General features: G+C 71.0%; 19 protein-coding genes and 1 tRNA gene. 12 read left to right on the forward strand and 8 right to left on the reverse strand.

The annotated features are described in order from the left end of the window. Positions 1-20 precede the first annotated feature (20 nt). The 3 genes from ACFYO0_RS15830 (at position 21) to ACFYO0_RS15840 (ending at position 4,129) form a co-directional block, all read left to right on the forward strand. The gene (locus ACFYO0_RS15830) at positions 21-2,222 is read left to right on the forward strand and encodes a DEAD/DEAH box helicase (RefSeq protein WP_388675346.1); all 2,202 of its coding nucleotides are present in this window, start codon (positions 21-23) and stop codon (positions 2,220-2,222) included. Between the two features lie 161 nt (positions 2,223-2,383). Next, positions 2,384-3,967: an amino acid permease gene (locus tag ACFYO0_RS15835; protein WP_388675349.1), complete on the forward strand. Its 1,584-nt coding sequence runs from the start codon at positions 2,384-2,386 to the stop codon at positions 3,965-3,967. An 89-nt stretch (positions 3,968-4,056) separates the two neighbouring features. Continuing rightward, positions 4,057-4,129 (forward strand) — tRNA-Lys (locus tag ACFYO0_RS15840). 80 nt (positions 4,130-4,209) lie between these two features. Here ACFYO0_RS15840 and ACFYO0_RS15845 read toward each other — a convergent pair. Beyond that, complete coding sequence (locus ACFYO0_RS15845; protein WP_388675352.1) at positions 4,210-4,479, reverse strand: winged helix-turn-helix domain-containing protein; 270 nt, start codon at positions 4,477-4,479, stop codon at positions 4,210-4,212. A gap of 182 nt (positions 4,480-4,661) precedes the next feature. On the opposite strand from ACFYO0_RS15845, the gene ACFYO0_RS15850 reads away from it, so the two are divergent. From ACFYO0_RS15850 to ACFYO0_RS15860, 3 genes are all read left to right on the forward strand, one after another. After that, the gene (locus ACFYO0_RS15850; protein WP_388675354.1) at positions 4,662-5,006 is read left to right on the forward strand and encodes a hypothetical protein; all 345 of its coding nucleotides are present in this window, start codon (positions 4,662-4,664) and stop codon (positions 5,004-5,006) included. Then, positions 5,006-5,362 carry a hypothetical protein gene (locus tag ACFYO0_RS15855; protein WP_388675357.1) on the forward strand — a complete coding sequence of 119 codons (357 nt, stop codon included), beginning with the start codon at positions 5,006-5,008 and terminating at the stop codon, positions 5,360-5,362. Before ACFYO0_RS15850 ends, ACFYO0_RS15855 begins: the two co-directional genes overlap by 1 nt. A gap of 155 nt (positions 5,363-5,517) precedes the next feature. Next, a complete protein-coding gene (locus tag ACFYO0_RS15860) occupies positions 5,518-5,970 on the forward strand; it encodes an iron chaperone (protein WP_388675360.1) in 453 nt (150 codons plus the stop codon). Between the two features lie 31 nt (positions 5,971-6,001). On the opposite strand, the gene ACFYO0_RS15865 is transcribed toward ACFYO0_RS15860, so the two are convergent. Beyond that, positions 6,002-8,800, reverse strand: coding sequence for an ATP-binding protein (locus ACFYO0_RS15865; RefSeq protein ID WP_388675363.1), 2,799 nt, complete (start codon positions 8,798-8,800; stop codon positions 6,002-6,004). Between the two features lie 116 nt (positions 8,801-8,916). Between ACFYO0_RS15865 and ACFYO0_RS15870 the strand changes: the two genes are divergently transcribed. Beyond that, complete coding sequence (locus tag ACFYO0_RS15870) at positions 8,917-9,378, forward strand: pyridoxamine 5'-phosphate oxidase family protein (RefSeq protein WP_388675365.1); 462 nt, start codon at positions 8,917-8,919, stop codon at positions 9,376-9,378. A gap of 51 nt (positions 9,379-9,429) precedes the next feature. On the opposite strand, the gene rox is transcribed toward ACFYO0_RS15870, so the two are convergent. After that, positions 9,430-10,866: a rifampin monooxygenase gene (rox, locus tag ACFYO0_RS15875; protein ID WP_388675367.1), complete on the reverse strand. Its 1,437-nt coding sequence runs from the start codon at positions 10,864-10,866 to the stop codon at positions 9,430-9,432. 136 nt (positions 10,867-11,002) lie between these two features. Beyond that, positions 11,003-11,629, reverse strand: a complete 627-nt coding sequence (gene ribA, locus ACFYO0_RS15880) for a GTP cyclohydrolase II (RefSeq protein ID WP_388675369.1) — start codon at positions 11,627-11,629, stop codon at positions 11,003-11,005. A gap of 430 nt (positions 11,630-12,059) precedes the next feature. On the opposite strand from ribA, the gene ACFYO0_RS15885 reads away from it, so the two are divergent. Further along, entirely contained in the window at positions 12,060-13,229 is a 1,170-nt protein-coding gene (locus ACFYO0_RS15885; RefSeq protein WP_388675371.1) for a glycosyltransferase, read from the forward strand. Between the two features lie 152 nt (positions 13,230-13,381). Continuing rightward, positions 13,382-15,646 carry an RNA polymerase recycling motor ATPase HelR gene (gene helR, locus ACFYO0_RS15890; protein ID WP_388675373.1) on the forward strand — a complete coding sequence of 755 codons (2,265 nt, stop codon included), beginning with the start codon at positions 13,382-13,384 and terminating at the stop codon, positions 15,644-15,646. A gap of 18 nt (positions 15,647-15,664) precedes the next feature. Here the strand turns inward: helR and ACFYO0_RS15895 are convergent, their stop codons facing one another. After that, on the reverse strand, positions 15,665-16,183 hold the full coding sequence (locus ACFYO0_RS15895; protein WP_388675376.1) for a MarR family winged helix-turn-helix transcriptional regulator: 519 nt from the start codon (positions 16,181-16,183) through the stop codon (positions 15,665-15,667). Positions 16,184-16,252: 69 nt separating this feature from the next. Between ACFYO0_RS15895 and ACFYO0_RS15900 the strand changes: the two genes are divergently transcribed. Further along, entirely contained in the window at positions 16,253-17,395 is a 1,143-nt protein-coding gene (locus ACFYO0_RS15900) for a dihydrofolate reductase family protein (RefSeq protein ID WP_388675378.1), read from the forward strand. A gap of 240 nt (positions 17,396-17,635) precedes the next feature. Here ACFYO0_RS15900 and ACFYO0_RS15905 read toward each other — a convergent pair whose 3' ends face one another. Both ACFYO0_RS15905 and ACFYO0_RS15910 read right to left on the reverse strand, forming a co-directional pair. Then, complete coding sequence (locus tag ACFYO0_RS15905; protein ID WP_388675379.1) at positions 17,636-18,001, reverse strand: hypothetical protein; 366 nt, start codon at positions 17,999-18,001, stop codon at positions 17,636-17,638. Next, on the reverse strand, positions 17,983-19,920 hold the full coding sequence (locus ACFYO0_RS15910; protein WP_388675382.1) for a BTAD domain-containing putative transcriptional regulator: 1,938 nt from the start codon (positions 19,918-19,920) through the stop codon (positions 17,983-17,985). The genes ACFYO0_RS15905 and ACFYO0_RS15910 overlap by 19 nt, the downstream gene beginning before the upstream one ends. Before the next feature lie 112 nt (positions 19,921-20,032). Between ACFYO0_RS15910 and ACFYO0_RS15915 the strand changes: the two genes are divergently transcribed. Beyond that, a complete protein-coding gene (locus ACFYO0_RS15915; protein WP_388675384.1) occupies positions 20,033-20,911 on the forward strand; it encodes an alpha/beta fold hydrolase in 879 nt (292 codons plus the stop codon). Between the two features lie 765 nt (positions 20,912-21,676). Here ACFYO0_RS15915 and ACFYO0_RS15920 read toward each other — a convergent pair. Further along, positions 21,677-22,117: a hypothetical protein gene (locus ACFYO0_RS15920; RefSeq protein ID WP_388675387.1), complete on the reverse strand. Its 441-nt coding sequence runs from the start codon at positions 22,115-22,117 to the stop codon at positions 21,677-21,679. 31 nt (positions 22,118-22,148) lie between these two features. Between ACFYO0_RS15920 and ACFYO0_RS15925 the strand changes: the two genes are divergently transcribed. Continuing rightward, positions 22,149-22,385, forward strand: coding sequence for a hypothetical protein (locus ACFYO0_RS15925; protein WP_388675390.1), 237 nt, complete (start codon positions 22,149-22,151; stop codon positions 22,383-22,385). The last annotated feature ends 80 nt before the right edge of the window (positions 22,386-22,465 follow it).

Below are 22,465 nucleotides of genomic sequence, written 5' to 3' on the forward strand. Positions count from 1 at the left end.
CCGGAAGGTTTCGCATTCGCATGTCCATTTCCAGTACTGATCACGTCGTCGTGCCCGAGAACGAGGCAGTCGACGTCACCGACGCGGCCGAGGCCGTCGAGGCCGCCGAGCAGGAGACCCCCGAGGTCACCTTCGGCGACCTGGGCCTGCCCGACGGTGTCGTGCGCAAGCTCGCGCAGAACGGCGTGACGGTCCCCTTCCCGATCCAGGCCGCGACCATCCCGGACGCCCTGGCCGGCAAGGACATCCTCGGGCGTGGCCGCACGGGCTCCGGCAAGACCCTCTCCTTCGGTCTGCCGCTGCTCGCGCAGCTCTCCGGCGGCCACACCGAGAAGAAGAAGCCCCGCGGCATCATCCTCACCCCGACCCGTGAGCTCGCGATGCAGGTCGCGGACGCCCTCCAGCCGTACGGCGATGTGCTCGGCCTGAAGATGAAGGTCGTCTGCGGCGGTACGTCGATGGGCAACCAGATCTACGCCCTCGAGCGCGGCGTCGACATCCTCGTCGCCACCCCGGGCCGCCTGCGCGACATCATCAGCCGCGGCGCCTGCTCCCTGGAGAACGTCCAGGTCGCCGTGATCGACGAGGCCGACCAGATGTCCGACCTGGGCTTCCTGCCCGAGGTCACCGAACTCCTCGACCAGGTCCCGGCCGGCGGCCAGCGCATGCTGTTCTCGGCCACGATGGAGAACGAGATCTCCACGCTGGTCAAGCGCTACCTGAGCAACCCGGTCACGCACGAGGTCGACAGCGCCCAGGGCAACGTCACGACGATGTCCCACCACATCCTCGTCGTGAAGCCCAAGGACAAGGCGCCGGTCACCGCCGCGATCGCCTCCCGCAAGGGCCGCACGATCATCTTCGTACGTACGCAGCTGGGCGCCGACCGTATCGCCGAGCAGCTCCGTGACGCGGGCGTGAAGGCCGACGCGCTGCACGGCGGTATGACGCAGGGCGCGCGGACGCGGACGCTGGCCGACTTCAAGGACGGTTACGTCAACGCGCTCGTCGCCACCGACGTCGCTGCCCGCGGTATCCACGTCGACGGCATCGACCTGGTCCTGAACGTCGACCCGGCCGGTGACCACAAGGACTACCTGCACCGTTCCGGCCGTACGGCCCGCGCGGGCCGCTCCGGCACGGTCGTGTCGCTGTCCCTGCCGCACCAGCGGCGGCAGATCTTCCGCCAGATGGAGGACGCGGGCGTCGACGCCTCGCGCCACATCATCCAGGGCGGTGCCGCCTTCGACTCTGAGGTCGCGGAGATCACCGGCGCCCGGTCGATGACGGAGGTGCAGGCCGAGTCGGCGGGCAACGCCGCGCAGCAGGCCGAGCGCGAGGTCGCCCAGCTCACCAAGCAGCTGGAGCGTGCGCAGCGGCGTGCCTCCGAGCTGCGCGAGGAGGCGGACCGACTCCTCGCCCGCGCCGCGCGCGAGCGGGGCGATGACCCGGAGGCCGCGCTCGCCGAGGCCGCCGCCGTCGTGGAGGCCGCCGCGGCCGAGGCCGCGCTTGCCGCCTCCGTGCCGGAGCAGGCGTCCGCACCGGCGTACGAGCAGCCGCGTCAGCGCCGTGACGAGCGGGGCAACTACGAGCGCCGGGACCGTCGTGACGGTGACCGGGGTGGCTTCCGTCGGGACGACCGCCGTGACGAGCGTCGTGAGGGTGACCGGGGTGGGTTCCGTCGGGACGACCGCAGGGACGGTGACCGTGGCGGTTTCCGTCGCGACGACCGTCCGTCGGGCGGTTCGGGTGGCTTCCGTCGCGATGACCGGCGTGACAACGACCGGGGTGGCCGTTCGTTCGACCGCCGTGACGGTGAGCGTGGCGGTTTCCGCCGGGACGACCGCCGTGACGGTGACCGTCCGTCGGGTGGCTCGGGTGGCTTCCGTCGTGACGAGCGCCGTGATGGCGACCGTGGCGGTTTCCGTCGCGACGACCGTCCGTCGGGTGGCTCGGGTGGCTTCCGTCGCGATGACCGCCGTGACGGCGACCGTCCCACCGGTGGGTTCCGCCGGGACGACCGTCCCTCCGGCCACCGGGGCAGCGACCGCCCGTTCAACCGCGACCGTCAGGGCGACCGTCCCTCCGGCGGCTTCCGTTCCGGCGGCCACGACCGCCCGTACGGCCGTCGTGACGACCACCGTGGCGCAGGCTCCGGCTCAGGTTCCGGCTCCTCGTTCGGCCGTCGCGACGACAAGCCGCGCTGGAAGCGCAACGGCTGACCCGATCTCCCGCTGACAGGGCCCGGACGACTTCGTCGTCCGGGCCCTGCGGCGTTCGCGGGCCGTGTGGGAGCCGAACGACCCGCGCGGGGCCTGTCTTTGGCCAAACCGAGCTCATCCGTGACGCATGTCACGCTCCCGGTGAGGGAAACGCTCGGGGCATGACAACACCGTCCCCACCCTCCGGCGCGAGCGACCCCTCCGTCGCCGCCTCCGCACCGCCCTCCGCACAGGCCGTCTCCGACGAGGAACGGCTGGCGCAGCTCGGCTACACCCAGGTCCTCGCCCGCCGTATGTCCGCGTTCTCCAACTACGCGGTCTCCTTCACGATCATCTCCGTGCTGTCCGGGTGCATGACCCTCTACCTGTTCGGCATGAACACCGGTGGCCCCGCCGTGATGATGTGGGGCTGGGCGGCGGTCGGCCTGATGACGCTGTTCGTCGGCCTCGCGATGGCCGAAATCTGTTCGGCGTATCCGACCTCCGCGGGCCTGTACTTCTGGTCGCACCGGCTGGCACCCCCGCGTACCGCAGCCGCCTGGGCCTGGTTCACAGGCTGGTTCAACGTCCTCGGCCAGGTCGCGGTGACCGCCGGGATCGACTTCGGGGCGGCCTCGTTCCTGGGCGCGTACCTCAATCTGCAGTTCGACTTCGAGGTCACACCCGGCCGTACGGTCCTGCTCTTCGCCGCAATTCTCGTCCTCCACGGCCTCCTCAACACCTTCGGCGTACGCATCGTCGGCCTGCTCAACAGCGTCAGCGTGTGGTGGCACGTGGTGGGCGTCGTGGTGATCGTGGGCGCGCTCACCTTCGCCCCGGACAGCCACCAGTCGGCGTCCTTCGTGTTCACGGAGTTCGTGAACAACACCGGGTGGGGCAGCAGCCTGTACGTAGTCCTCCTCGGCCTGCTGATGGCGCAGTACACCTTCACCGGGTACGACGCCTCCGCGCACATGACGGAGGAGACACACGACGCGTCCACGGCGGGCCCCAAGGGCATCGTGCAGTCGATCTGGACGTCGTGGATAGCGGGCTTCGTACTCCTGTTGGGCTTCACCTTCGCCATCCAGTCGTACGACGGTGCCCTCGAGTCGGCCACGGGTGTGCCGCCCGCGCAGATCCTCCTCGACGCGCTCGGCGCGACGGCGGGCAAGCTGCTCCTGCTGGTCATCATCGGCGCCCAGCTGTTCTGCGGCATGGCGTCCGTGACCGCCAACTCCCGCATGATCTACGCCTTTTCGCGTGACGGGGCATTGCCCTTCTCGCACGTCTGGCACACGGTCAGCCCGCGCACCCGCACTCCTGTCGCCGCCGTGTGGCTGGCGGCGCTGGGAGCGTTGGTGCTCGGACTGCCGTACCTGATCAACGTGACCGCGTACGCGGCGGTGACCTCGATCGCGGTGATCGGCCTCTACATCGCGTACGTCATCCCGACCCTGCTCCGGCTCCGCAAGGGTGACAGCTTCGACCGCGGACCGTGGCATCTGGGCCGGTGGTCGGGCCTGATCGGCGTAATCGCCGTGGCCTGGGTCGTCGTCATCACGATCCTGTTCATGCTCCCCCAGGTCTCCCCGGTCACCTGGGAAACCTTCAACTACGCCCCCATCGCCGTCCTCGTCGTCCTGGGCTTCGCCGCCGCCTGGTGGTACGCCTCGGCCCGCCACTGGTTCCTCAACCCGGACCACGAGAAAACCCGCGCCCGAGAGGCGTCCCGTGCGAACGCCCCGGAACCGGTAGATCTCTGACGCTTCCACCCACCCACCGTGGCCGGGACCCCGATACCCGATCGGAGACCCGGCCACGTCCGGCTATGCTCAGGGGAGCAACATCGCCAGGGCCCTTAGCTCAATTGGCAGAGCAGTGGACTTTTAATCCATTGGTTGTGGGTTCGAGTCCCACAGGGCCTACCGGAGAGCCCCAGTTCAGAGCGGATCTGATCTGGGGCTCTGGTGCGTTTCGGGGTCGCGCGATGCAACGCGCGACCCCTTCAGGTGTTCGGCTCGCCCTCTTCGGGCGCGTCGCCGGCCGGCTCCGGCATTCCGATGACGTACGTCCCCTTCGCGGGCAATGTGGCGACAAGCCCTCGTTTCCGGAGTTCGACGACGGCGCGGCGGACTGTGCCGATGCTCACGCGGTACAACTCCGTCATGGATCGCTCGCCCGGCAGCGCGGCGCCCTGCGGCAGCTTGCCGGACGCGATCTCCGCCGCGATGGAATCGGCGAGTTTCACGTACTCGTAGCGCGGAAGCTCACTCATTCCTCTACGGTGCCGCAGCCCAACGCGTATCGCAGTGGCCGAACGCGTTCCGACGCGGTGGGACGCAGCAATAGGCAGGGGGGTGCAGGGGGACGCAGTTCCCGGTATGGTCGATATGACAAGACCCCGGCGAGGTGGCCAGACCTCCCGGGGCACGGCCAACGCTTGAAAGGAGCGTCGACGTGCACGACCTTATCCGCCGCACCCTCGAATGGCTGCGCCTCCTCTTCGCCCCGGGTACGGGCAAACGGCGCCGTCCCCACCGGCACCCTCACTTCTGCGTCCACCTCACCGTCGTACGCCGCCCCTCGTCTCCCCTGCCCCCGAACCTCCCTCGCCACCGCTCCCCGTACGGCCTCGCCACTCCCCTCGACGGCACCGACTCCGCCCTCGTGCGCCCCTATCTGGCCGCCCACGAACGGGAAGCCGCACTCCAGGAGCGCCGTCGCCTCGCCCTCGTCCTCGCCGCCGACTTCGGGATCGACCTCGACCGGCACCTGATCGGCGCGCAGGAGGTGGCCGCCTGATGAAGCACATCACCGACCCCGCGGCGACCTCCAACTCCCCCCGCCTGCTGCCCTGGCCGTCCCCCGACGGCAATCCCTGCTACCTGATGACGGACAGCGGCGGCGGGTACGTCTCCTGCCTCGCCGACGACCTGGAAGCCGTGCAGCTCGCCATGGGCGCCGATGTGCTCGGCCTCGCCCGCGCGGTGCTGGACGACCCCGTGTCGCCGTACACCGAGGTCCGCTACGCCGGCCTCCGGCTGGCCGAGTGCCTGACCGACGCCCTGCGCGTCGCCGAGTCCCGCGGCCTGCGTCTGGCCGTACCGGCCACCGAGGAAGCCGACGGCGTCGAAACGAGCGAAAGCAGCACGGCGTAACCGCCGACCGCGGCAGACACCGACTCCGTGTCCGTGGTGGTTTCCGTGGTCGGCACGGATGCCGCCGCACCTCGGTCAGGACAGGCTGTGACCACAGCGGCAGGGCCCGAACGGGCACACCGAGCCGCTCGTGACCCACGACCACAGGAGTGATCATGACCAGTGCCAAGAACAGCTCGTACGAGGGATTCACGGCCGAGGAGCGGGCCGCGATGAAGGACCACGCCCAGGAGCAGAAGAAGGCGGCGCGTCGCGGCTCGCGGGCGGACAAGGCGGCGGAGGCGGAGCGGGACGTGCTCGCGAAGATCGCGGAGATGCCGGACTCGGACCGGATCATCGCCGAGCGCGTCCATGCCATCGTCAAGGCCGACGCCCCGGGCCTCGCGCCGAAGCTCTGGTACGGGATGCCCGCCTACGCACTGGACGGCAAGGTCGTCTGCTTCTTCCAGAGCGCCGCGAAGTTCAAGTCGCGCTACGCAACCCTCGGGTTCAACGACCCGGCGAAGCTGGACGAGGGCACGATGTGGGCGACCGCTTTCGCCCTGACCGAGGTGACGGACGAGGCGGAGGCACGGATAGCCGCACTGGTGAAGCAGGCGGTCAGCTGAAGGAACACCAGCGGCGGCTACCGGCTACCGACTACCGGTCGGACTTGGGCGCCAGGCCGAGGCCGGCCAGCGCGGCCGCGCCGGCGGTGGCGTGGTCGCCGCCTGCGAGGAGCAGCGTGCGCGCCGACTGGTAGGGGCAGCCGGCCGCGTCGAACGCCGCCGCGGCGGCGAGCTGGCGCGGCAGGTCGCCGTCCAGCAGTGCCTCCGCGCGGTCCACCTGGGCGGTGGCGACCGGGTTGCCGGTGACCACGGCGCGCGCGGCGTCGATCCGGGACCGGGCGTCCGGGTGCCCGGCGAGCACCGCCGTCTCCGCGCGGAGCGCCACGTACCAGTGATGCCAGATCCAGCACACCCACTTCCACACCTCGTCCGGCTTCGGCGCGACCCGCTCCAGCGCGGCGTCCACCTCTCCGTGGTGGAGCAGGACCATGGCGTCGAAGACCGCACCGTAGCCATGACGGTGCTGCTCCACCGCCGTGTCCGCCTGATCGACGACCGCGAGCCAGGTCGCCCGCGCGCCGTGGTCGCCGCGCAGGCCGTGGATCATGGCGACCGACGCGGCTGCGGCGCCGAGGGAGACTGAACGCTGGCGGCCACTGTGCTCCCACGCGTCGAGGAACTTCACGCTGCGGGTGAGTACCTCGTCGGCATGGCCGGCGAACGCGTCCGCGGTCAGGATCCAGGACGTGGCGTGGTGGCCCGCCTCGGCCAGCAGCGGATGGTCGGCGAGCTGCCTGCCCCACCGCCGGGCTTCCGGCAGCTCGCCCACACCGAGGGCGGTTCCGGCGGCCATGGCGAGGGCGTCCATCAACTCGTGCGTACTGGCAGGAGTAGGCGGTACGGAAGCCAGGATTTCCATCCGGTGCCGGGCGAGCCTCGCGACGGCGAAGGCATCACCGGCCCAGCACCGGGCGCCGGAGAGCGCGTCGAGTGCGGCCGATTCCGCCACCGGGTCGCCGGTGCGCCGGGCGAGCCCGACGGCCTGTTCGGCTCGCTCGACCGTCTCCTCAACGGTGTTTTCCGCGTCTCCCTGAATCGCGCCGTGCGCGTCCCCGACCACCGCCGCCTCGGCCAGCGCGACAGCCGCCTCGGCGGCCGGGCTGTCACCGGACAGCTCTCGCGCCTCCGCGAGCATGGCGGTCACCTCGTCCACGGGGGGAATGCGCGTGAACGAGGTGGAGAAGCGGTACGCGACGGTGGCGGCGGTCGCCAGTTCGCGGCCGGCACCGGCGCTGTCCCCGGCCCGGCGGGCGGCCTCCGCGGCGGCACGATGCAGTCGGAACATGTCTTCGCCGAGTCTGCGGCACCCGGCCACTGAGGCGGCGTGCCGCAGCGCAGCGGCACCGGCGGCGGCGTCGTCGGTGAGCCGGGCCGCCTGCTCGTACCGCTGCTGGGCCTCGCCGAGCAGGTTGCGGGTGAACGCCAACTCGGCCAGGGACAAGGCAAGTTGGCAGGCACCCGCGTGCCGCTCCGGCTGTTCGGCGGCCCAGGTGAGAGCGGCCCTGAGGTCGTCCGCCAGAGCGTCGAACCGGGCGCGCCAGTCCGCGCCGCCGGCTCCCATGAGGGCCCTCGCGCCGGCCAGGCACCAGTCCACGTGGCGGGATCGGACGTCGATCAGCTCAGCGGCGTCGGCGAGCCGCTCCGTCCCGTACTGGCGGATGGTCTCCAGCGCCTGGTAACGGGTGCCGTCCGCGGACGGTGTCACGGCGAGCAGGCTCTGCTCGGCAAGCCTGCCGAGCCCGTCCGTGACCGCGGCCGGATCCAGCGGGGCGAACCCGGCCACCGCAGTGGCCGCCTCGGCGGTGAACGGCACGGCGAACACCGACACCCGGCGCAGCAAGGCCTGATCCTGCGGCTCCAGCAGGTCATGGCTCCAGTCAAGGACCGCCCGCACCGACCGGTGCCTGTCGTCGGCGCGGGCTCCGCCGGTGAGGATCCGCAGCTGATCGGAGAGGCCGACCGTGAGGCCGTCGAGGCCGAGCGTGGACCACCGTGCCGCCGCCAGCTCGATCGCCAGCGCCATGCCGCCGAGCCGTTCGCAGACGGCCACGACTCCTTCGCTCACCGCCGGACCCGGAGGCCGGCCGACCGCCGCCGCCCGGTCCATGAACAGGGCCACCGCCTCCGAGTTGTCGCCGCCGGCCCGCGACAGCGGCGGGACCGGGAAGACCCGCTCGAACGGCACCATCAGCCGGCCCCGGCTCGTCACGAGCACCCGCAACCGCGGACAGGCCGTCAAGAGCCGCTCCACGAACGACGCCACCCCGTCGCGTACCTGCTCGCAGTTGTCCAGCACCAGCAGCGCCCGGTGATCCGCCAGCGCGGCCGGCACCGCGTCGTCGATGCCACGCCCGGGCTGCTCGCCCACACCCACGGCCGCCGCGACCGCCGCCCCGACCCGCTCCGGATCGGTGACCGGGACCAGGTCGACGAACCACACCCCGTCGGCGAAGTCGTCGGCCACCTCCGTTGCCACCGCCAGCGCGAGCCGGGTCTTTCCGACCCCGCCCGGGCCGACCGCGGTCACCTGCCGGTGCGTCCTCACCGCCTCGGCCAACTCGGCACGCTCGCGCGCCCGTCCGACGAACGGCGTCAGCCGCGCCGGAAGGGCGGGTGCCGACCGCGACCGCTCGGCGTGGGCGGACTCGGCCGCGCGCCGGGAAAGCGCCCGCCGATCCGGCACCTCCAGCTTGCGCAGCAGCGAGGAGACGTGCGACTCGACCGTACGTACGGAGATGACCAACCGCGCGGCGATCTCCGCGTTGCTGAGGTGCTCCCCGAGCAGCGCGAGGACTTCGGCTTCCCGGGACGAGATCACTGGAGTGGACACCGGCTCATTATCCGTTTATCCGTGGCGGTTTCCGTGGTCAGCACGGAGGTGGACGGCATCCGGTCCGGGAGAGGCTGTGGCCACAGCGATCGTGCCCCCCGCCTACAGGAGTGACCATGAACGTGGTGTCCGCCGACCCCCGCCCCCGCGCCCAGCGCCGCCGCGACACCGAGCACCAGCTCGCCGACGACGTCGACGTCTGGGTGGCCAGTGCCTCGGCGGACGGCGCACCGTACCTCGTGCCGCTGTCCTTCGACTGGGACGGCGAGGCGCTGCTGGTGGCCACCCCGGCGAAGAGCCCGACCGGCAGGAATCTGGCCGCCACCCGGACCGCTCGTGTCGGGCTGGGTCACACCCGCGACGTGTCCATGATCGACGGCGAGGTCGAAGTTCTCGAGATCGACGAGCTGCCGCAGCAGCAGGCTGACCGGTTCGCCGCACGCACCGGCTTCGACCCGCGTGCACTGACCACGCCATACCGCTGGTTCCGCATCACTCCGCGCCGCATCCAGGCCTGGCGCGAGGAGAACGAGCTGCGCGACCGCGAGTTGATGCGCGACGGCCGCTGGCTGGTCTGACGCTCCGGCCCCGCCGAGCGTGGACGGGGCCTTTGAGTCGCAGTCGCGCACTCAGCAGACGGCCGCGCCGAACCACTTCGCCATCCGACCGAGCAACTCCTCCTGGTCGTCACCGACCCACGCCACGTGGCCGTCCGGCCGCAGCAGCACCGCGGGCACGTCCTCCATGTCCGGTTCCTCGCTGACGTCGACGACGTGGTCGACCCGGTCCGCCCAGCCCGCCACCGAGAGCCGGCCGGTCTGGTCGAGCAGCAGGCCGCGGCCGGTGTGCATCAGCTCGTAGAGGCGGCCCCGCTTCAGCTTCACGTCCCGCAGGCGCCGACCCAGCAGTTCGTGGCCCTCGCCGAAGTCGTAGCGGACGCTGATCGCGGTGATCTTCTCGATCAGGTACCGGTGCACGTCCTCGAAGTCCATCAGTTCCGACACCAGCCGGCGCACCGCCTGGGAGCCCGGATCGGTGGACACCAGCACCGTCTGCGCGCGGGTGTTGTCCAGTACGTCGGCGGCCACCGGCTGCCGTTCGGTCTCGTAGCTGTCGAGGAGTCCCTCCGGTGCCCAGCCGCCCACCGCGGCGGCCAGTTTCCAGCCGAGGTTGAACGCGTCCTGGACACCGAGGTTGAGCCCCTGCCCGCCCAGCGGCGGGTGGACGTGGGCCGCGTCGCCGGCCAGCAGCACCCGGTCGACGCGGTAGTGCTCGGCCAGCCGGGTGGCGTCGCCGAATCGGGACAGCCAGCGCGGCGAGTGCACGCCGAAGTCGGTGCCGGCGTACACCCGCAGCTGCCGCTGGAACTCCTCGAGGGTCGGCGGGACCGCGCGGTCCTCGGCCACCCCCTCGGCGGGCACGACGACGCGGTACAACCCGTCCCCGAGGGGCCCGAGGCCGAACCGCAGCTGGGTCTTGCGGACGTCCGCGACGACGGCGGCAATCGTCTCCGGGTCCTCGGTCACCTCCATCTCGCCCAGCAGCGTCTCGGCGTTGGAGGGCTCGCCGGGGAAGCCGACGCCGAGCAGCTTGCGCACCGTGCTGCGGCCGCCGTCGCAGCCGACGAGGTAGCGCGAGCGCAGCCGCGTGCCGTCTCCGAGCTCGGCGGTCACCCCGTCGTCGTCCTGGCTCAGCCCGACCAGTTCGCAGCCGCGCCGGATCTCGGCGCCGAGTTCGGTGGCACGCTCGGTCAGCAGGCGGTCGGTGACGGGCTGCGGGATGCCGAGGACGTAGGGATGCGTGGTGTCCAGCCGGACCGGCGACGGCTTGGGGATGCCGGCGAAGAAGCGACCGACCGGGTACTGCTGCCCGAGCGCGAGAAACCGCTCCAGCAGACCGCGCTGGTCCATCACCTCGATACTGCGCACGTGCAGGCCGAGCGCGCGGACCACCGGGGTCGGCTCCGGCTCCTTCTCCAGCACGAGCACGTGCACACCGTGCAGCCGCAGCTCACTGGCCAGCATCAAGCCGGTCGGTCCGGCTCCGGCAACGATCACGTCGATCATGAAACCCCCCATTTCCGCAGGTCCTGGCCTTGGCCGGGCAAGTCTGCGGTATGACGGGGGCCTTGCCGCAAGCCCCTTGGTGGGCTATACGTTGAGAGTGGCAAGGAGTGGGTGACCCTCCTTGCCTTTCTCGTTTTCAGCCCGCGCTGAGTTCCGGCAGGGGCAGCGTGTGCTGGGTCTGGAGGACCTTGGCTCGCAGGTAGCGGACGTTGTGGGCCGTCTTGAACACGCCCGTCGGGACGCGGCGTTGAACGTCGACCCCCAGTGCGCGGAGCTGTTCCGCCTTGTCCGGGTTGTTGGACAGCAGGTCGAGGGACGAGATGCCCAGGGCCGTCAGCATCTGGGCGGCCGACGTGTAGTCGCGGGCGTCCTCCGGCAGGCCGAGGGCCGTGTTCGCGGCGTAGGTGTCGAGGCCCTCGTCCTGGAGCGCGTACGCGTCGAGCTTGTTGTAGAGGCCGATGCCACGGCCTTCCTGGCGGAGGTAGAGGAGTACGCCGCCACGCGTGGCGATCTGCTCGACCGCCTCGCGGAGCTGTGGGCCGCAGTCGCAGCGGGCCGAGCCGAACACGTCGCCCGTCAGGCACTCGGAGTGCAGGCGGACCAGCGGGTTCGCCGAAGGGGTGCCGAAGACGAGGGCCACGTGTTCCTGGCCGTCGGTCAGTCCGTGGAAGGTGACCGCGTCGGCTTCCACGCCGTAGCCGTCGTGGAAGCGCAGCGGGACCCGGACGCGTGCGCGCGGGGTGGCGGCGGGGAGTTCGGGCATGCGGGTTCTCCGAATCCAGGATCCGAGCTGCTTCACAACAGCTTCAGCAGCAGCCTGCAGGCCTGCTTCAGATTTGAAGCAGAGCCTCGGATCGAGACCCTATCCCATGGTTTAAACTTGAAGCAACAGTTCCGATAGCTGCCTGTGTGCTCATGACGCAGTCATGGTTGGGCCGCCCGAACGGCCGCGGCGGACGGCAAAGACGCGTATGCGGCGGACGGCAAAACACACGTACGCGGCGGACGGCAAAAGTAAAGGCAAGGAGCTCACCCGCTCCTTGCCACTCTCAACTTATAGCGCACTGGGGGGCTTGCGGCAAGGCCCCCGTCGTGCCGCAGAATTACCCGGCCAAGGCCAGGACCTGCGGAAACGGGGTAACGAAGTGCGCGTGTTGTTGTCGACCTATGGGTCGCGGGGGGACGTTCAGCCGATGGCGGGACTCGCTGTGCGGTTACGGGAACTGGGTGCGGAGGTGCGGGTGTGCGCGCCCGCGGACGAGGAGTTCGCGAAGTTGTTGGCCGGTGTCGGTGTGGAGCTGGTGCCCTTCGGGCCGTCGGCGCGCGCGCTCACGAAGGCGGCGCCGTCGCTGCCCGCGGAGGGCCTGCCCCGGCGCGCGGCCGAGGTGATCGCCGGTCAGTTCGACGTGGTCATCCCGGCGGCCGAGGGATATGACGTGCTGGTGTCGACCGGCATGTTGCCGGCTGCGGCCGGCGCGCGGTCGGTGGCCGAGAAACTGGGCATCCGCTCCGTGTCCGTGACCTTCCAGCAGATCACCCTGCCGTCGCCGGACCGCCCGCCGCTGGCGTATCCGGGCCGCCCGCTCCCGCCGGAGGTGACCGACAACCGGGCGCTGTGGGACCTGGACGCCCAGAACATCAACGCGCTGTTCGGCGAGGCGCTCAACACCAACCGTGCGTCGATCGGCCTGCCCCCGGTGGACAACGTCCGTGACTACGTCATCGGCGACCAGCCGTGGCTGGCGACGGACCCGGCCCTCGACCCATGGCAGGGGATGCCGGACCTCGACGTCGTACAGACCGGCGCGTGGACCCTGCCCGACGAACGCGCGCTACCCACCGAGCTGTTGGCGTTCCTGGAGGCCGGCGAGCCACCGGTGTACGTGGGCTTCGGCAGCATGCCCATGCACGCGTCGGCGGACGTCGCCCAGGTGGCCGTCGAGGCGGTTCGCGCGCAGGGCCGCCGCGTACTCGTCTCCCGCGGCTGGGCCGACCTGGCCCTGCTCGACGACCGGGACGACTGCTTCGTGGTCGGCGAGGTCAACCACCAGGCACTGTTCGGCCGAGTGGCTGCCGTCGTGCACCACGGCGGCGCAGGCACCACGACGACGGCCGCCCGGGCGGGCGCGCCCCAGGTGGTCGTACCCCAGCTGGCGGACCAGCCGTACTGGGCCGACCGGGTGGCCGGCCTGGGCATCGGAGCGGCACACGATGGTCCGACTCCGACCTTCGAATCCCTGTCGGCCGCGCTCGGAACGGCCCTGAACCCCGAGACCCGCGCCCGCGCGAGGGCCGTGGCCGCCACGATCCGCACCGACGGTGCGACGGTGGCCGCGAAGCTGCTGCTCGACGCGGTCAACTGAGCAAGGCCGGGCTCGACCGTCCCGCGTGAACCAGGGGACGGTCGAGCCAGGCCCCCGGAACACGAGAACCCGCCCGCACAGTTCGTCGTACCGTTCCAAACGTCTTCCCACGCGCAACGGTCGCCAGCGACCCCAGATCGGAGCCAACCGCCGTGAACCCCCTGACCACCAGCGCGTTCGACCTACCCGACCACCTCTCACCGAAGGCCGACCCCAAGCTGATCGCCGCCGACGAGCAGCACTTCGCGGCCATCGCGGAGTGCCTCGAGCAGACGATCGCCGAGGTGTCCGACAGCCTCGATGCCCAGCGCAGGGCGCCCGGCGGCACAGGCCGGGAAGCGATGGACCGGGACACGGAGATCCACCGGCTGACCTCCCGCCTGCGCACGCTGCGCCGCTTCGGCCTGGACCTGTGCCTCGGGCACATGGTCAGTACGGACAACCCCGAGCACCCCGAGCCCGTATACATCGGACGACTCGGGCTCACGGACAGCACGGGCCGTCGGTTGCTGGTCGACTGGCGCTCACCCGCGGCCGAGCCGTTCTTCGGCGCCACCCATGCCAACCCGATGGGTCTGGCGAGCCGTCGCAGGTATCGCTGGACCCTCCCCCACTCTCGGCTTCGCTCGAGCGGGGGGACCCCCAGCCGGATCAGGGATTACTGGGACGAGGTGTTCACCGCCGACGGGCTGGAGCAGCACGCAGCGCTCGACGACCAGTCCGCCTTCATCGCCAGCCTGGGCACCAACCGGTCGCCCCGGATGCGGGACGTGCTCGGCACCATCCAGGCCGACCAGGACGCCATCATCCGCGCGGGATCCCGCGGCGCGCTCGTCGTCGACGGCGGCCCGGGTACGGGCAAGACCGTCGTCGCCCTGCACCGTTCCGCCTACCTCCTCTACTCCGACCCGCGCCTCGGTCACCGCCGCGGCGGCGTGCTGTTCGTCGGTCCGCACCGGCCCTACCTGGACTACGTCGCCGATGTCCTCCCCAGCCTCGGCGAGGAGGGCGTACAGACCTGCACCCTGAGGGACCTCGTCGCCGAGGGAGCCGCGGCAGCGGTCGAGGCCGACCCGGATGTGGCCGGTCTGAAGTCGTCCGCGGGCCTGGTGCAGGCGATCGAGGCGGCCGTCAGGTTCTACGAGGAGCCGCCCACCAAGGGGATGACGGTCACGACCCACTGGTCCGATGTCTGGCTGAGCGTCGACGACTGGACCGAGGCGTTCGAAGCGGCGGAACCCGGCACCCCGCACAACGAGGCACGCGCCCAGGTCTGGGAGGAACTGCTCACGATCCTGGCGGACAAGCACGACGGCGAGGAGGCCCCGCTCGCCCTGCTCCGGAGGTCGCTGAACCAGAACAGGGAGCTGCTGGCGGCCTTCAACCACGCGTGGCCGCTGATCGAGGCGGCCGACCTGGTCGGAGACCTGTGGTCGGTCCCCGCCTACCTGCGCAAGTGCGCCCCCTGGCTCAGCCCCGAAGAGGTCGGCAAGCTGCAGCGCAAGGAGGACCCCCAGGCCTGGACGGTGTCCGACCTGCCCCTCCTGGACGCGGCCCGGCAGCGGCTCGGCGACCCGGAGACGGCCCGGCGCAAGCGCCGGCACCAGGCCATCCTCGCCGCCCAGCGCGAGCGTATGGCGCAGGTCGTCGACAACCTGATCGGGGCCGTGGCCGACTCCGGCGCCGACGGTGACGAGGGCATAGGCCTGGTGAGGATGCTGAGCGGCGAGGACGCCAAGGTCAGCCTGGTCGACGAGTCCGAACTGCCCACACCCGACCCGGACTTGCTCGCCGGCCCGTTCGCGCACATCGTCGTCGACGAGGCCCAGGAACTGACCGACGCGGAATGGCAGATGCTGCTGCTCCGCTGCCCGTCCCGCAGCTTCACCATCGTCGGCGACCGCGCCCAGGCCAGGCACGGCTTCACGGAGTCATGGCAGGAACGGCTGGCGCGGATCGGGTTCGACCGCATCAGCCTGGCCTCCCTGAGCATCAACTACCGGACGCCGGAAGAAATCATGGCGGAGGCCGAGCCGGTCATCCGGGCCGCCCTCCCGGACGCCAACGTGCCGACCTCCATCCGCAGCGGCGGCGTCCCCGTCGTCCACGGATCAGTCTCGGAACTGGACTCGATCCTCGACACCTGGTTCGCCACACACGCCGACGGAATCGCCTGCGTCATCGGCGCCCCAACATCCCGTACGACATCCCGTACGACATCCCCTGCGACGTCCCGATTCGGTACGACGTCGTCCCGAGTCCGCTCACTCACCCCGGAGCTCTCGAAGGGGCTCGAGTTCGACCTCGTCGTCCTCATCGACCCGGAGGAGTTCGGCGACGGCATCGAAGGAGCGGTCGACCACTACGTCGCGATGACCCGGGCGACCCAGCAGCTCGCCATTCTCACGACCACCTGACACCGGCGCTGCCACCGCCTACGTGCACTGCTGGCCGGACGAACGCCGCCGCCACGGCAGATCGTCCGACGCGGCCTTCCCACCGTCCCCCTGGAGCGCCCCCGCGACCCCCGTGAAGATCTCCTCCAACTGCCCCACCTGCTCCGGAGTGAGGTGCTCGAAGAGCGCGGAGCGCACCATCTCGACATGACCCGGCGCCGCACGCTCCAGCACCGCCATCCCCTCTTCGGTCAGGATCGCGAGGCTCCCGCGCTTGTCCATGCTGCAGTCCTGACGGCGTACGACACCGTCCTTCTCCAGGCGTGTCACGGCGTACGTCAGCCGGCTGCGGGTGATCTTCAGCGCCTCGGCGAGATCCGTCATCCTCAGACAGTGGTGGGGAGTCTCGGAGAGGGTGGCCAGGATCGTGTAGTACAGGTGCGGCATACCGGCCTCCTGCTGGAGCTGCCGGTCGAGCGCGTCCTCCAGAAGGTGGGAGGCCGCGATGTACGCGCGCCAGGCGCGTTGCTCCTCGGGGGTGAGCCAGCGGGTCGTCATGCCTCCAGTGTAGGTACTGTTTAAAAATTGAACCACAAGCGGTTCTGACGCGAGCGGAGAGTACGCCCCATGCCCCACCCCTACGTCCTGTTGTCCGCCGCCGTCTCCCTCGACGGCTACCTGGACGACACCGGCCCCGAACGGCTGCGGCTCTCCGGCCCGGCCGACTTCGACCGGGTCGACGAGGTGCGGGCCCACTCCGACGCGATCCTGGTCGGCGCGGGCACCCTGCGCGCCGACAATCCCCGCCTCCTGGTCAACTCCGCCGAGCGGCGCGCGGCCAGGATCGCGGAAGGCCGCCCGGAGTACCCGCTGAAGGTCACCGTCAGCGGCAGCGGTGACCTGGACCCGGCCCTCAACTTCTGGTCAACGGGCGGCGAGAAGGTCGTGTACACGACGGACATGGGCGCCCCGAAAGCCACCGCGGCCCTTCGCGGCCTGAGCGTCGACGTCGTCCCCGTCGGGCCCGAGCTCGACTGGCCGGCCGTACTCGAGCACCTCCACGACGTACGAGGCGTACGGCAGCTCATGGTCGAAGGCGGCGGTCGCGTGCACACACAGCTGCTTCAGGAGGGCCTCGCGGACGAGCTGCAGCTCGCTCTCGCGCCCCTCCTCGTGGGGCAGTCGGGCGCACCCCGGCTGTTCGGACCAGGTGGCTACCCGGGCGGGGTGCGCAACCGGATGCGGCTGGTGGAGACCCGGCCGGTGGGCGATGTGGTGCTCATGCGCTACGTGCCCACGGCGCCCGGAACAGGCGGGTCGGCCTCCGCCGCCGACCGGCACTGGCTGGAGCTCGCCTGCGAGCTCGCCACCCAGTGCCCGCCCTCGCGGACCGCGTTCAGCGTCGGCGCGGTCGTCGTGGCGGCGGACGGTACGGAACTGGCCCGCGGGTACTCCCGCGAGTCCGACCCCGTGTCGCACGCCGAGGAGGCCGCGCTCGCGAAGCTCGACCCGGCCGATCCGCGCCTTCCCGCCGCCACCGTCTACAGCAGCCTGGAACCCTGCGCCCGCCGCGCCTCCCGGCCAGCCCCCTGCGCCCGGCTGATCCTCGACGCGGGCGTACGCCGCGTGGTCACCGCCTGGCGCGAGCCGGACACGTTCGTCCGGTCCGCGGACGGCAGCGGCTTGCTGGCCGCTGAGGGCGCCGATGTCGTCGTACTCCCGGAGTACGCGGAACGGGCCGCCGAGCCCAACCGCCACCTGCTCGGTTAAGGCATCCGCCACCTGCTCGGCCGAGGCATCCGCCATCTGCTCGGTCAAGGGCAGGGCGTTCGGTTAAGGGCAGGTGTAGGTTCGGTCGCTCAGTTAGCAGTGAGTCCTGCTGAAACTCCGGATTCCATGTTGCGTTAGCAGGGGGCCGATCGGCTGATCTTTAGCAATCGTGTGGCCCGGCGGGAGGGACCATTGGGCTGAGGCCAGGTTCGGACTACTGACAGTGGTTTCGGGAGCTGTTCAGTCGGCGGTCTCGATCCGCTGCGGAGCGATGCCCAGGATGAGCTTCTCACCGACCGGGCGGCGGGGCCCGATGACCTGCGCGTCGTCTGGTGAGGCGGCTTCCTCGGCCTCAGCGAGCGCTCGGTACAGCGAGGCGACCGAGGGGTGGCGTCCCGCGTTCTTGCCCGTCTTGATCGTCAGCTTCTTCGCGATGTCAGGGACGGGGACGTCCTCGTTCTTCAGTGCGACGCCCTTGGGACGTCCGCCGTGGTTGCCCTTGGCTGCGGCGGTCTGTTGGCCCTCCAGGGTCTTCTCCCGGATGTAATTGCGGTCGAGCGGTCTCGGCGTTCGCGGATTGCGGTCGCTTATCCCGCTCCGGCGCATGCCTCCGCCTCTGCCAGGTACCGCGCCACCGGGCCCAGGGTCAGCATTCCGCTGGCGGCGCCGGCGTGTTCTGCACAGGCATCACGCAGGGCAGCCGCAGCGTGCGCGGCGATTCCGCGCTCGCCGAGGCGTACGGCGGCGCGGGCGGTCAGGCACCACATGGCCTCCTGCATGTGGTCACGCGGTGGTTCGGGCACCGCAGCGAGGGCGGTACGGGCCTGCTCGCCCCGGTCCTGGGCGAGCAGCACGAGTGGTCGCGTCCAGGGCCTGTACGGGCCCCAGTCGAGGTGCGGGTCGGTGGGCGCGGGCCGGTCGTGCAGCAGGCGCAGTCCCAGTAGGGCGAGCGGGAACAGGCCGCGGTGCAGCCCCGGCATTCCGGCCGTCCGGAGGGCGTCCTCGGCAGCGCGGTAGTGCGCTGCGGCCGTGGCGGCGGTCGGTCCGCCGGGTTCGGCGCTGCGGGCGGCCGTGGCCCGGGCCCTGAACCACCCGGTGAGGACGGAGACGAGGGGCGCCTCGGTGGTGGCGGCGAGCTGGTCGGCTGCATTGGCGTGCGAGGTCGCGGCGTCGAGGTCGCCGAGGGCCGAGGCGGACTGCAGGCGGACGAGTCGGCCGAGTACGGCGAAGTTCGGCAGCTCGTGCCGGGTGGACAAGTCGAGGATCTCGGCGCCGGTCCTGTCCCGTGCCGCCGCGAGCCCGGGGCTGCCGAAGGACTGCAGGAACACCCCGTTGAGGGCGAAGGCCAGCAGGGCGGGATCGGCCAGGTCCCTTGCCAACTCCTCGGCCTGACGCGCCGCCTGCTGCGCGTGCTTCAGCTCGGTCCCGGACAGATCGGCGCTGCGGCTCTCGACGGCGAATGTGGCCAGGAGGCGGGTGCGCAGGTCGGCGGGGCCGTCTGGGCCCAGCCCGGTGAGCGTGCGCTCGGCAGCCGCGACCACGGCGCGGGACTGCTCGGGGTCGTCGGCCCGGCTCCAGAGGGCGGGCACGTCGTAGGCGCCGATGATCCGGGCGGTCAGGGAGAGGTCCCCCGTGCGTTCCGCCGCCTGGATGGCGGCGAGGCGGTCGCGCCGCGAGCGGACAAGGGCGTCGCCACCCGCCAGCGCGAGGGTGCGGGCCAGATCCACGGTGGTGCGCGGGCCGAGCCGGACACCAGGGCCGGTCCACGCGGTACGTGCTGCTTCGGGGGGCGCGGACCCGTTGAGGATGTCCGTCTCCAGGCGCTGAAGGTCGCCACCGGGGTCGAGTCCGAGTTGGTCAACGAGCATCGCGCGGGCACGGCGGAGGGTGGCAAGCGCGTCGGCCTGGCGGCCCGCGCGGTACAGCGCGCGGGCAAGCAGCTCCCAGGCCGGCTCGCGCCACGGGTGTTCGGCGACATGGGCACCCAGTTCGGCGACGAGATCGGCCCCTTCCCCGGAGTCGAGGAGGATGCGGGCGCGCAGTTCCACCCCCTCCAACCTCAGTTCCTCCAGCCGGGTCCGCTCGCGCTGCACCCATGCGGAGCCGGTCACATCGGCGTAGGCGGGTCCGCGCCAGGCCGCGAGTGCCGCGCCGAGGTCGGTCACCGCGGCGGGGTTGCGGCGGGCTCGGGCCAGGGTGTCCTGGAACCGATGGACGTCCACGTCCTCGCGCGACAGGCGCAGTGCGTAGCCGGGACCTTCGGTGACGATGACGCGCGGCGGATTGCGGGGCGGTCGGTCGGGTTCGAGGGCGCGGCGCAGCGCGGCGACGAACGTACGCAAAGCGCCAACGGCGCGGGCAGGCGGATCGGTCCACAGGTCATTGACAAGGGTGTCGGTGGTGACCATCCGTCCCTCGGCGGCGACGAGCCGGGCGAGTACCTCACGGTGGCGGGGTCCTCCCAGGTCAACCGGGCTGCCGTTGTCGCGGAGGGCACGCACCACACCGAGCACGTCGATTCGCATGCCCCCATCCTCCGTGCCAGGGGCCGGCTGCGCCCAACCGTACTGATCGGCTGCTGATCGCCGTCGCCCAAGCTGATCCGGTCAAGTCCCCGACCCGAAAGGGTGGTCCCTCATGACGCTCACCATTCCCGGCTTCGATCACATCCGCCTGCCCGGTGCGGACGGTGTGGAGCTGGCTGCAGCTGTCGGCGGCAGCGGCAGCCCGGTCTTGCTGTTGCACGGCTTTCCCCAGACCCACCTGATGTGGCGACACGTCGTCGAGCGGCTCGCCGACGAGCACACGGTGATCTGTCCTGACCTGCGGGGCTACGGCGCCAGCGACAAGCCGGCGGCCACCGACCCCGATGTGTACGCCAAGCGCACCATGGCCGCCGACGTCGTGACCATGGCGGCGGCGCTCGGCCACGAGCGCTTTGCCCTCGTCGGCCACGACCGAGGCGCTCTGGTCGCCTTCCGGGCGGGGTTGGACCACCCTGAGACCATCACGCACCTGGGCATCCTCGACATCGTGCCGACGCTCGACATGTGGAACGTCCTGCATGGCGCCTCGGCGGCGGTCGGCTACCACCTTTTCCTGATGGCGCAGCCGCCGGGCCTGCCGGAGGCGATGATCGCAGGCAGCGCGGACGCGTTCTTCGGCTCGTTCCTCGACGCCTGGGCCAACGACCCGACCGCCATGCCCGAGGATGTGCGTGCCGAATACCTGCGCGTGAGCGCCGCGGCGGTGACGTCGATCGTCGCGGACTACCGGGCCTCGGCGGGCATCGACGTCATGCACGACCAGGCGGACCTGGACGCCGGGTCGCAGCTGGCCATGCCCGTGACGGTCGTCCAGCAGGACTGGGGCGCGCAGCTCGGCTACGACGCTGCCGGGGTGTGGAAGGCGTGGGCGCCTGACCTGGACCACCGGCTGACCCGCGCCGGGCACTTCATGGCCGAAGAGGCACCCGACGAGATCGCGGCCACGATCCGGGGCCTGCTGGCCCGCTGAGCGTCCTGCTCTCGACTCGTCGGCTGGGCCACGGCCGGTCGGCGAGCGCCAGGTTTTCGGCGATCGGCATTCTTTTCTTGCGCTGGGTACCCAGGCGGTGCCGCCCGGCCTACACGGGGTACAACGAACGGCCTAACGTCTGGGTGTGCCGGCGGTCAGTCCTCTTCCTCGTCGCCCTGGCCGCGGGGTCGCGGAAGGGGCGCAGGCCCTGGCCGGGGCCGCTGGCCGTGATTTTCTGTACCTCAACTACTCGCACCCGGGCACGTTCTCGGGCCAGCCCGGCCGCCATTTCGCCTGCCACTGGGCGAAGTCGTCACGAAGGAACTGCGGGTCCACTGGCTTCAGTCGTAGTTGCGGTCGCTGCGTCCAAGAGGCTGAGCAGGCGCTCTGCTTCGTGGATGAGAGCGGCGCCCGCGGGAGTGGCTGCGAGGGGGCTGGTCCGTTCGATCAACTGAACGCCTGCGGCCTTTTCCAGGGCATGCAGCTGATGCGTGAGCGTCGCCGGTAGCGTTCCGAGGCTCCTGCGGCCGCGCAGAGGTTCCGTTGGCCGGGCAGTCGGACCAGGCGTCTGAGGCGTTCGACACAGTTGCGGACGTTGCTGACGGCCGCCATCGACGGGGACAGGGCCGGTGCGTCCGGCAGGAGCGCGAACGGGTTGCTGGTGGCGCTGTTCGGGCGGATCTCGATGCCCCACTTCTTGGCCAGCAGGTTGAGGCGGTGCCTGTCGAGACCGAACTGCTCGGCGATATCGGGGATGCTGAGGCGTCAGTGCAGGTAGGCCTGTTCGAGTTCCTCGCGGGTGATGCGAAGGCTGAGCGGTTCGGGGCGTGGTGTGGCGGGGATCCCGGCTTCTTCCAGGGCGTTTTGGACGGTTGAGAGGCTGCAGCCGGCGCTGCGGGCGATCAGGCTCTGGTTGAGAGTTCCGCTGGAGTGAGTGGTGCGGAGGAAGCCCGGGCCGAGCAGCCGGCGTCGAGGCCGACGCCGGCCAAGGCCGGGGGATGCGGGAGGGGGCGGCGGTTGGGTGGTGCCGGTGGCGTCGCAGTAGAGCCGGACGTGCTCTGTGGTCAGTCCGAGGGCGGCGGCCGTCTCCTCGGCCGGGGGCCGGTCGGCGATCAAGGTGTCGAGGTCACTGCCGGAAATCTGTTCGGGGGTAGCCCCAGGCCAGTCGGTCCAGTCGCACCATTCGGTGGGCGGCTCCCAGAGCACGGGTTCGTCGATCCGGTGGGCAGCGAGGTTCGTGGCCGCCCGGGGCGTACTCCGGCTGCGGCTCGCCCTCCTGAGCCAGCTCCTGCGAGCCCAGCCGGTAGCCGCAGAGGACTTCCTGGACATGCTGGAAGCGCTGGGTGATCTCGTCCGCCTCGGCCTGCTCGAGCAGCCCCAGGGCGACAGCCGTGGACTCCTCTTCGTCCGGCAACTCGCCCAGCAGCTGGGTCGTCGGGTCCGCCAGCAGGCCGGCCCCGTCAGGTGCTGCTAACGCGACCCGGAAGATTGCTAGCCGACTGCTAGAGATCGACCGACACTGCTAACGCGGACCCGGAACCTACAGCAGGCGGT

This window comes from Streptomyces sp. NPDC006365 (assembly GCF_042870755.1).
In the GTDB taxonomy this organism is placed as follows: Bacteria; Actinomycetota; Actinomycetes; order Streptomycetales; family Streptomycetaceae; genus Streptomyces; species Streptomyces xiangluensis.

Excerpts from the sequence above, each read along its gene's own strand:
- ACFYO0_RS15835 (WP_388675349.1), top strand. The coding sequence starts at position 2,384 with ATGACAACACCGTCCCCACCCTCCGGCGCGAGCGACCCCTCCGTCGCC.
- ACFYO0_RS15885 (WP_388675371.1), top strand. The coding sequence starts at position 12,060 with ATGGCGGGACTCGCTGTGCGGTTACGGGAACTGGGTGCGGAGGTGCGG.
- ACFYO0_RS15915 (WP_388675384.1), top strand. The coding sequence starts at position 20,033 with ATGACGCTCACCATTCCCGGCTTCGATCACATCCGCCTGCCCGGTGCG.
- ACFYO0_RS15855 (WP_388675357.1), top strand. The coding sequence starts at position 5,006 with ATGAAGCACATCACCGACCCCGCGGCGACCTCCAACTCCCCCCGCCTG.
- ACFYO0_RS15845 (WP_388675352.1), bottom strand. The coding sequence starts at position 4,479 with ATGAGTGAGCTTCCGCGCTACGAGTACGTGAAACTCGCCGATTCCATC.
- ACFYO0_RS15830 (WP_388675346.1), top strand. The coding sequence starts at position 21 with ATGTCCATTTCCAGTACTGATCACGTCGTCGTGCCCGAGAACGAGGCA.
- ribA (WP_388675369.1), bottom strand. The coding sequence starts at position 11,629 with ATGCCCGAACTCCCCGCCGCCACCCCGCGCGCACGCGTCCGGGTCCCG.
- ACFYO0_RS15870 (WP_388675365.1), top strand. The coding sequence starts at position 8,917 with ATGAACGTGGTGTCCGCCGACCCCCGCCCCCGCGCCCAGCGCCGCCGC.
- ACFYO0_RS15910 (WP_388675382.1), bottom strand. The coding sequence starts at position 19,920 with ATGCGAATCGACGTGCTCGGTGTGGTGCGTGCCCTCCGCGACAACGGC.
- ACFYO0_RS15900 (WP_388675378.1), top strand. The coding sequence starts at position 16,253 with ATGCCCCACCCCTACGTCCTGTTGTCCGCCGCCGTCTCCCTCGACGGC.
- ACFYO0_RS15860 (WP_388675360.1), top strand. The coding sequence starts at position 5,518 with ATGACCAGTGCCAAGAACAGCTCGTACGAGGGATTCACGGCCGAGGAG.
- ACFYO0_RS15905 (WP_388675379.1), bottom strand. The coding sequence starts at position 18,001 with ATGCGCCGGAGCGGGATAAGCGACCGCAATCCGCGAACGCCGAGACCG.
- rox (WP_388675367.1), bottom strand. The coding sequence starts at position 10,866 with ATGATCGACGTGATCGTTGCCGGAGCCGGACCGACCGGCTTGATGCTG.
- ACFYO0_RS15895 (WP_388675376.1), bottom strand. The coding sequence starts at position 16,183 with ATGACGACCCGCTGGCTCACCCCCGAGGAGCAACGCGCCTGGCGCGCG.